Here is a 9,236-nt window from a genome sequence, read left to right as displayed (position 1 = left end):
GGTGGCTTGGTTCGACTTGTTGCCAGTGAGGTCAGAGACCACATAGTTCACTGGGGTCGGATCATTGGTGAAGCCTGTTTCTGGGGTAAAGGTGACTGCGCCAGTGGTTGGGTCAACACTCCATGCGCCTTCGCCGGCAACGGTCAAGCTGGTGACTTCAAGACCTGTGTCTGGGTTGATGAGTTTCACGGTGGTCGGGTCGATGTCGCCTTCAAGATCGGTGTCATTGCTGAGCACGTCGATGACCACTGGTTGACCGAGTGTGCCGGTTTGGATTTCGTCTTCGGCATTCGGTGCGGTTGGTGGGTAGTCTACGGTGATGGTGGCTTGGTTCGACTTGTTGCCAGTGAGGTCAGAGACCACATAGTTCACTGGGGTCGGATCATTGGTGAAGCCTGTTTCTGGGGTGAAGGTGACTGCGCCAGTGGCTGGGTCAACACTCCATACGCCTTCACCGGCAACAGTCAAGCTGGTGACTTCAAGACCTGTATCTGGGTTGATGAGCTTTACGCTGGTCGGGTCGATGTCGCCTTCAAGATCGGTGTCATTGCTGAGCACGTCGATGACCACTGGTTGACCGAGTGTGCCGGTTTGACGATCATCTGTTACGAGTGGTGCAGTACCCTCTTCCGTATTGCTGTCATCGTCTCTGCTGTTACTACTTCTACTAGCCAGTAATCCGACCAGTCCAATCCCAGCTGCAGCAGGTATCCACCAGGGTATCACAGCGGCTACATATTCTTCACCACCTAGCGCTTGTCCTTCTACATCACCTGCTTCTAACTGCGTGACATAATCATAAGTTTCACCAGTATCTGGAATATAATAGTAATACTCACCATCTTCAGCAATACCAATCAGAGCACTATCTGCATGATCATAGAACCCTTCAATGACAAGGTCACTATTCTCACCTTCCTCTTCAAATGACACATGGAGGTCGTTCTTGATGCGTTTGGTAATGATATGATTGGGTGCACGGTTTATCGCATTGTCATGAAATTCGTAATTTACTTTTTCTGTAGATTTAATAATGGTAGGTATACCATCTTTGGTAACGACTTCCGTCTCTTTTATAGTCTGAGTAGCATTGTTTGTTTTTATAATAATAGTATTCATGTGTTTATCCTAAATTCTCTAATAATGGCAGTATCAATTTTGATGGTTTATGACACGATTCTGGTAATAGCAGCATCTAATAGATATCAGTTATTTGGGCGCTCTTCGACCACAGCGATTACGCGGCGATTAAGCTGACGGCCTGCTGCCGTATCATTGGTTGCTCTTGGCTGCGCTTCACCATAACCAATCGCACTCAGACGCTCAGGAGCGACATCAAATTGAGTAATCAACACCTCTTTTACAGCGTCCACTCTTCGCTGTGATAAAGCTTGGTTATAGCTATCACTGGCGCGGCTATCAGTATGCCCTTCAATAGTCACTAGAGTATTCGGATATTGCGCCATAAACTCCGCCACTTCAGAAATTTTAGAGTAGTACTCAGGCTTCACAATAGATTTGTCTGTATCAAATAGCACTTCAAGTTCGATAGTCACTTTTTCAGCCAATACAGGTATGACTGGTGCCACAACTGGAGGTGTTGTTACAACAGGTACTGAGCAATTGGGCACGACTCGACTGATTTGATGAGACTGGTAGCGTTTCGTATCTAGTAGTGGCAAGGCACTTTCAGGGGTTATTTGCTCGAGTGTACTTTTACCTGTATCGTCCATATCCACATAGAAGAAGTAGGTTTGACCACCTACCAACTGGAAGTCTTTCTTGTCTGCTAATAAGTTGTTATCTTTGAAACCAGTCGCATGCGCACTTAACTGGTTATTGCCAACACACGAGTTAACAGCCGTATAACTCCCAGGATGCAGACTCACTTGATATCTATTATTAACAGAGATGTTGGCACTGGTTTGTTCTAAGTCGTCATCGTTTTTACGTATAAATATCAATCGTGTTTCGTCATCACTGACTTTTGCTGAGAGTAATTTTCGGAAATCCGTATCGACTTGGTTATTCCATACCACATTGCTCACACGGCGGCTGTCACCTTCATTATCGATACTACTGTTACCTGTCATACTACAGCCTGCTATACCAAAAAACATGGTAGGTAGGACAAGCGTAGCGATAGCAGTTTTCAATATCTTTTCCATGATAATTCCCTGAATAATAGTTTTTTTCGACATAATGTTTATACGTAATTTAAAATAATGCTTAAGTTAATTCATTAAAAGCTGACCCATATTCGTATATAGAGCAGGCTATATGTGCTTAGACTGATAAAAAGTAGACAAATAATAAGAGATTTTTTATTACTTCAATAGTAATTGTTTTGTTGCTCAAAACCAACCAATTTTACATAAAAATAAATGTACTGGGCGTTAATTTGATAGGTATCACCAAGCCCTTTTAAAAATATTACAACTTAAATTAACCGACTTATTATTGTTATAGATACCCATAATTCCCTAGGGCGTGTCCTCATTTTGAAAATAGTGATGAAAATAGTGATGAAAATGAGACAAGTCGCAGCCAAGCAAGGAAAATAGCGCAGATAATATCGAGATATTGACCAACTATTTGATTACGTTTGACAAGATTTAGGCATTGTTAACCCAGTCAGATGGCTGTCGTTTGAATTGAGCACATGCCCTAATAACAACCTATTCTACAACTGGTGCAAATGCACTTTCCTCCCAAGTTCCAAATTCTAAATTCTAAATTCTAAAACCAAATACATGATGGTTATAGCTATGAGTGAGGACAAAGAAAAGCCTTTTATGAGTCTAAGACGAGAACTACGCTCGAGTGATAAGCTTTCATAAACGAGTACATAGGCTACTGATAAGCTTGAAGCATGGTTGCCACCTTCTATTATTACCATCCTATAGCCTTTGCAAAAATAAATGTCAAAAAATGGGCGACCTCTTACGAGACGCCCATTTCTAACATACGATATAGCAAGTTATCCTTGTCTGAATGACTTGCCTACTTTAATAATCTCTGTAAAAATCCAACTCGAGATATCACCAAAAAGTCCAACAATGCGATCACTACAATCGCGATAATCGCTGTCGGAAATATGATAGCCACAATTAACAAAGGAATGGCAAGCGGCCACCAAACCGAAAAATGCTGACCACGGGCTGGTGGGTTTAAGCCACTGCTTTGACCCGCTTGACGCGGACGACGCTGCCACCACATGATATAACCGCTGACACAGATCAGGATAACGGACAGACAAAACAGCACATTGGCCAGTACGCTCCACCACCCAAGCGTACCCATATGTAGCGCAAGACCTGCCGCCATAAATTTGCCAAACGCGTTATAATCATCAAAATGAATATCAGCCAACACATTGCCTGAATAGCGGTCAATATGCACGGTGCGATCCGCCGTTGGACTTTTCATATCGTAGCTCATCGAGTCTTGGCTAAGGGTCCAAACGCCTGTACTTCCTTGTGGTAGATTCAATTGATAGCGCCCTACAAAACCGATTTCACGAGCGTAGCGATCCACCGTATCGATCATTATCGGTATATTGGGCGCAATACCGTCTTTACCCATCGTCGTCCCTGACACAGGCATCGGTGTTAGCTCAAGCACCCAAGGAACCTCTTTAGCACTGCCTGAATTAAGGACACCGCCATGCGTAGGCGCAGTAGTGGGCGTCGAGCCATGGACATGAGGCGCTGGTGCAGTCTCATTCATGCCAGCATGTTGGCTATAGTCAGTCGATACCGGCACGGGTGCCACGCCCCATTTACCAGCAGGAAACTGGCTCCATGCCTGTACCATGCGCTCACCCCAGACACCCGCCCACGCCATTCCTGAAATGCAAAAAAACAGCAGTAAAATAGAGATCCAACTGCCCAATGTCGCATGAATCGTACGAAACAACGATCGCTTTTGCATGGTCTGTATACCCTGATCGGGTACTAGCATCGACTTGATAGATCTGCGTTTTTGCCACCACAGATACCAGCCCGTTAAGATCATCAAAATCGTCAATGAGGCGGCGGTTTCAAGCAGATAGTCTCCTACCTTACCCAGCAGCAGATCGCTGTGAATATCATTGAACGTATAGTACAAACCACTATTGCTGGGCGTGCTATCGACCACTTTTGCAGTATAAGGATCAACGGCGACCATATTGTCAGTCGTATCAGAGGTCACTCGAAACAGTGCCACCGTCTCATCACTGCGCGGAGCAATATATTTGATCAAGGTGCTATCAGGCATACTATCGACGGCGCTTTGAGCTTGCGCAGACAGCGGTGCTTGCATACTTGATTGCGCTACCGTCATACGTTCAGCATCGCGCCCTACCGTATTAGACATAAACAGCATGCCAAGCGCGGTAACCGCTAGAACAATTAGCAAAGGTGCAATGATAATGCCAGAGTAAAAATGCCACCGCCAAACTGTAAAATAGCGTTGATTGGCGATAGGTTGGTGTGTGTCTTTGTGCATAGGTATGACCTTTAACGATCTGTGGTGATTCAGCGAACCACCGAAATCTGTCAATAACGATAAACAATATGAGGCTTTGGCGGGCTTCTAAAGTCACTTTAGATGAGTTTTTGCTACTCAAGAAACTTTACGCTAAACAACGACTTTAATGTCACGGCTGCATAATACGAGAAACACCAATAAAAAACCATAATCTGTGGCAATAAGTTTGCCTCTTACATTTCTCATCACAAACATATTTATTTATCAAGTAACCCATATGAACTAAAGCAAGGAAAAACAGCTTGAACAGAAAATCAGTAAATACGTATTTTTAAATAAAAAAGGGTGGGACTAGTCTTAGTCCCACCCTTTTTTTATCAATCATTGCCTATAATGCCTCGGTCACTTTTCCCTCTTTAACCCGACTAATCGTTACCCCCGTAAACCCGAATAGTAGCGTCAGCAGTAGCGATAAATAACAGAAAAACGCATAAGACAGATAATCCAGTACTGGTACGCCCAATGCTTGACTGATAAATACCCCGCACACACTCCAAGGCACTAGCGGATTGATCACTGTCCCTGCATCTTCAATCGTGCGAGACAGATTTTTAGGATGCAGATGTAAGCGCTCAAACGTCGAACGAAACGCAGTACCAGACAATAAAATACTCAAATACTGCTCACCAATCAGTACGTTAATGCTTAGCGCAGCCATTGCTGCCGCAAAGATGGCGCGTCCTGAGCTCGTTAGTGTGTCTTTAATACCAGATAGCAATGCCGGCAAAATACCCAGTGCGGTCAACAGTCCACCGAGGCTGAGTGCCAGTATCACAATCGCCTGGGTAAAGAGCATACTCTGTACACCGCCACGCGACAGCATACCGCCTACCTCACCCAGCTCTAATGACTCAGCAGGTGCATAGCCTGCAAACAGATAACCACCCAGCTGACCAACGCTCGGTGAACTGTGTACATAAGTAATGATTAATGCCGCAGCAATAGTACAGATAATCGTATAGATCGCATTGACCCGAAACAGTGCCAATCCAACCAGTATCACAAATGGCAGTACTGAATATCCATGTACCAGACCGCTGTCTATCAGCTGTCCTTGTAATATCGTCACTTGACTGAGATCAGCGCTGGTCGTCTGTCCTGAAAACATCCAGAATAATATAACGGTCAGTACCCACGCAGGCACTGTCGTATACATCATATTGCGAATGTGCTCAAACAGATCTATACCAACGACAGACGAGGCAATAGTACAAGTATCAGATAAGGGCGACATCTTATCACCGAAGAACGCGCCTGATACCACCGCACCAGCAGCTATCGCCACATTAGCATCAAAGGCATTACTCATTCCAATAAACGCCACGCCCAAGGTCGCAGCAGTCGTCAAACTACTGCCCAAAGCAATACCGATAATAGAAGTCAGCACAAAGGCGGAGATATAATAATACTCAGGTGATATCAGCTGAAAGCCAAAATACATGAGGGTAGGAATAGCCCCTGACATCATCAAAGCCGCAACCATCAGTCCGATAAAGAAGAACAGGTAGATGGCACCAATACCGCGCATGACACCTGAGGCCATTTGTGCTTGCATGTCATCAAAGCTGAGACCTTTAAAGATACCGATAGCCAGTAGCACACAGATGGCGAGTATCAATGACAGATGAGGCACCCAGCCAAAGCCAATCATGGTAATACCCATGATAGCGATGACAATGCCTGATATGACAAATGCCAATTTTGCACTGATTTGGGTGAGAGGTTTTGGGGGCATTAGTCGTCCTTAGATAACCAGTGGATGCTGGCATCAGATTGGGTTTGAATTTGGAAGTATGAGTAAGCGGGTTTCGCAATATGGTCAGTTCAAGACAAACCGGATAAGCAAAAAGCCTGCCATGATACTACAGATGGCAGTCTGAGCAAGCGTGATACCCTATCCAATTTATCTAGACCTTATAATAACCAGCCAAATTAAGTATCAAGCAAGTTATCGGTCTTGGCCGCCATGACAAAATCATTGCGATGCAAACCTTTGATACTATGCGACCACCACGTGACGGTGGCCTTGCCCCACTCTACCAAGATACCCGGATGATGCCCTTCTGCTTCAGCGATGTCTGCCAGTTGATTGGCAAATGCCATGGCTTTGACGAAGTTTTTGAACTTGTACTGGCGCTGCAATTGCTCAATGCCGTCCACCTCGATCAAGGACCAATCGGGAATTTGCTGTAGCAGCTCGCGTGCCTCAGACTCATCGACCTTTGGTGCGCCAATACGGCAGGCTTCGCAGCTAGATTGTGATAATGTTGTCATAATAAAATCCTTTTATAGTGGCTGTTTTGATGTCTGTTTTGATAGCTATTTTTTAATACTTGTACGACCATGTTGAGATAGCTTTGCTGCTATCTCAATACTCCGTACTGAAGTGACTGTATTTAATTTTTAATTGATGTTCTTAACGAGTTTTTTCTGTATAAGTCGGCTTAAATAATCCAAGTGACATAGCCTTTTTTACCGTACCCATGATGTCACTATTGACGATATCAAATAAGGTATCTAGTTCATCAATGACATAGTAAATCGGCTGAATCTGATCAATACGATAAGGGGTACGCAATACATCGAGTAAATCAAACGCACGATGCTCTGGTTGTCGCTCTACTTGATGTGGGCTTTCACCTTGCTGATCAGAATGCTCTCTGAGTGCATATACTGTTTCAGATGGTGAGCTTAATATACCGCCGCCGTAGATTCTACGATTTTCCACGCGACTGCCGACCAATCCAAACTCGATGGTAAACCAATACAGCCGTGCTAAAAACCAGCGTTCTTCTTTGGTCGCACTCAAACCAAGCTTGCCATACGTCTCATTAAAAGCCGCAAACGCAGGATGGGTCAATAGCGGACAATGCCCAACGATTTCATGGAAGATGTCAGGCTCTTCAATATATTCCATATCATCGAATCGGCGGATAAACGTCGCAACTGGAAAAGATTTATTGGCCAGTAGCTTAAAGAATTTACCAAAGCTGATTAATGCAGGCACAGCGGCAGTTTGCCAACCTGTGGTCGCTTGCAATACCTCATCGATATCGTGCAGCTGCGGGATATGCGTCGTCGGTAAATTTAACTTAGTCAAACCTTCTAGATATGCAGTACACGCACGATTGGGCGTTTGCTCTGCTTGACGCGCCAATAATGCTTGCCACATTGCGTTTTCATCATCAGTATAATGAATATGACCGTTTGCATCAGGTTGATGGGAGATGTAAGGCTGTTTTTTATCGGTCGCATTGTGATGAGTAGATTCATCGTTGCCCTGCTGATTGGCTACAGAGCTATTGGCACCGATGGCTATATTAGGAGAATCTATCTGTGAGAGGCGTTCCATGCCTGTGTTCCTTTTATCGCAATGAGAGCATTATCTTTGCATGCGTGCTGTTAGGTAATGCACTTATTAAGGACAATACAAAGTCCTTTTGTCTTGTCCGTTTGTTAAATGTGGTCTAAGCGTTAGGTAGTTTTATAGCGTTTCAGTCTCTGGCTGACCGACCGTGCCGCGACGTACTTGGTCGCGCTCTATCGATTCAAACAATGCTTTAAAGTTACCTTCACCAAAACCGTCTGCGTAATCGCCTTTACGCTGAATAAACTCAAAGAACACTGGGCTACCCAAAATGGTTTCAGAGAAAATCTGTAGTAGCAGACGCGGTGCACCGCCTTCTGTCGTGCCATCTAATAAGATACCGCGCATCTGCAATTCAGCCACATTTTCACCATGGTTCGGTAAGCGCTCGCTCAGCATGTCATAGTAAGCAGCATTTGGTGCAGTCATCAACGGAATACCAGCCGCTTTTAGCTTATCGATACTGGCAAACAAGTCATCACTGGCCAGAGCAATGTGCTGAATACCTTCACCATTAAAGTGCATTAGGTACTCTTCGATCTGTCCACCGCCTTGCTTGGCTTCTTCATTCAATGGAATACGGATTTTGCCATCAGGTGCTGTCATGGCTTTACTGGTCAATCCTGTATACTCACCCTTAATATCAAAGAAACGGATTTCACGGAAATTAAAGATGCGCTCATAGAACTTTGCCCAGTACGCCATACGTCCGCGGTAGACGTTATGGGTTAAATGGTCGATGACTTTGAAGCCATAGCCGACAGGGTTTCTATCGATATCCGCAAAGAACTCAAAGTCGACATCATAGATAGATTCACCATCTTTATAACGGTCAATCAAATAGATTAGCGAGCCGCCGATGCCTTTGATCGCTGGCAATCTAAGCTCCATCACGCCGGTTGGCACATCTACTGGCTGCGCGCCCATTTCTATAGCACGCTCGTATGCTTTTTTGGCATCGTGTACACGAAAACCCATGCTACAAGCACCAGCGCCATGCTCTTCAACAAAGTAACTGGCGGGGCTTTTTGGCTCGCGGTTTAGGATAAGGTTGATATCACCTTGACGATATAGCGCCACGTCTTTTGAACGGTGATTGGCGACATGGGCAAAACCAAGTTGCTTAAACAATGCGTCGACCGCATCAGGCTGCGGAGAGGCAAACTCGACGAAATCAAATCCATTTAGTCCCATTGGGTTGTCAAATAAATCTGCCATTGTAATTATCCTTAATTTCAATTGGTGGTAAAAAGTCGGTTAGTAGTAAAAGTCGATTAGTAGTAAAAGTCTATAAAACGATTGATAATCAATCTTTATTGTTGACGTTGTATTTATA

The 9,236-nt window shown here is 44.5% G+C and carries 7 protein-coding genes; all 7 read right to left on the bottom strand.

Translation table 11 applies throughout. The annotated features are described in order from the left end of the window. Positions 1 to 1,119: Ig-like domain-containing protein (locus IP510_RS02655; protein ID WP_227669424.1), on the bottom strand; the 1,119-nt coding region annotated here is incomplete at its 3' end. An 86-nt stretch (positions 1,120 to 1,205) separates the two neighbouring features. Beyond that, positions 1,206 to 2,168: an OmpA family protein gene (locus IP510_RS02650; RefSeq protein ID WP_194363233.1), complete on the bottom strand. Its 963-nt coding sequence runs from the start codon at positions 2,166 to 2,168 to the stop codon at positions 1,206 to 1,208. Positions 2,169 to 3,003: 835 nt separating this feature from the next. After that, positions 3,004 to 4,491 carry a PepSY-associated TM helix domain-containing protein gene (locus IP510_RS02645; protein ID WP_194363232.1) on the bottom strand — a complete coding sequence of 496 codons (1,488 nt, stop codon included), beginning with the start codon at positions 4,489 to 4,491 and terminating at the stop codon, positions 3,004 to 3,006. Positions 4,492 to 4,861: 370 nt separating this feature from the next. Continuing rightward, positions 4,862 to 6,268, bottom strand: coding sequence for a Na+/H+ antiporter NhaC (gene nhaC / locus IP510_RS02640; RefSeq protein ID WP_194363231.1), 1,407 nt, complete (start codon positions 6,266 to 6,268; stop codon positions 4,862 to 4,864). 197 nt (positions 6,269 to 6,465) lie between these two features. Beyond that, entirely contained in the window at positions 6,466 to 6,807 is a 342-nt protein-coding gene (locus tag IP510_RS02635) for a 4a-hydroxytetrahydrobiopterin dehydratase (RefSeq protein ID WP_194363230.1), read from the bottom strand. Positions 6,808 to 6,949: 142 nt separating this feature from the next. Then, positions 6,950 to 7,885 carry a phenylalanine 4-monooxygenase gene (gene phhA / locus IP510_RS02630; RefSeq protein ID WP_194363229.1) on the bottom strand — a complete coding sequence of 312 codons (936 nt, stop codon included), beginning with the start codon at positions 7,883 to 7,885 and terminating at the stop codon, positions 6,950 to 6,952. A gap of 132 nt (positions 7,886 to 8,017) precedes the next feature. Then, positions 8,018 to 9,118, bottom strand: a complete 1,101-nt coding sequence (gene hppD, locus IP510_RS02625; protein ID WP_194363228.1) for a 4-hydroxyphenylpyruvate dioxygenase — start codon at positions 9,116 to 9,118, stop codon at positions 8,018 to 8,020. Positions 9,119 to 9,236 lie beyond the last annotated feature (118 nt).

Origin of the sequence: Psychrobacter sp. NG254, assembly GCF_015277735.1 — a bacterium.
Classification (GTDB): domain Bacteria; phylum Pseudomonadota; class Gammaproteobacteria; order Pseudomonadales; family Moraxellaceae; genus Psychrobacter.
This window is presented reverse-complemented; position numbering and strand designations above follow the sequence as displayed.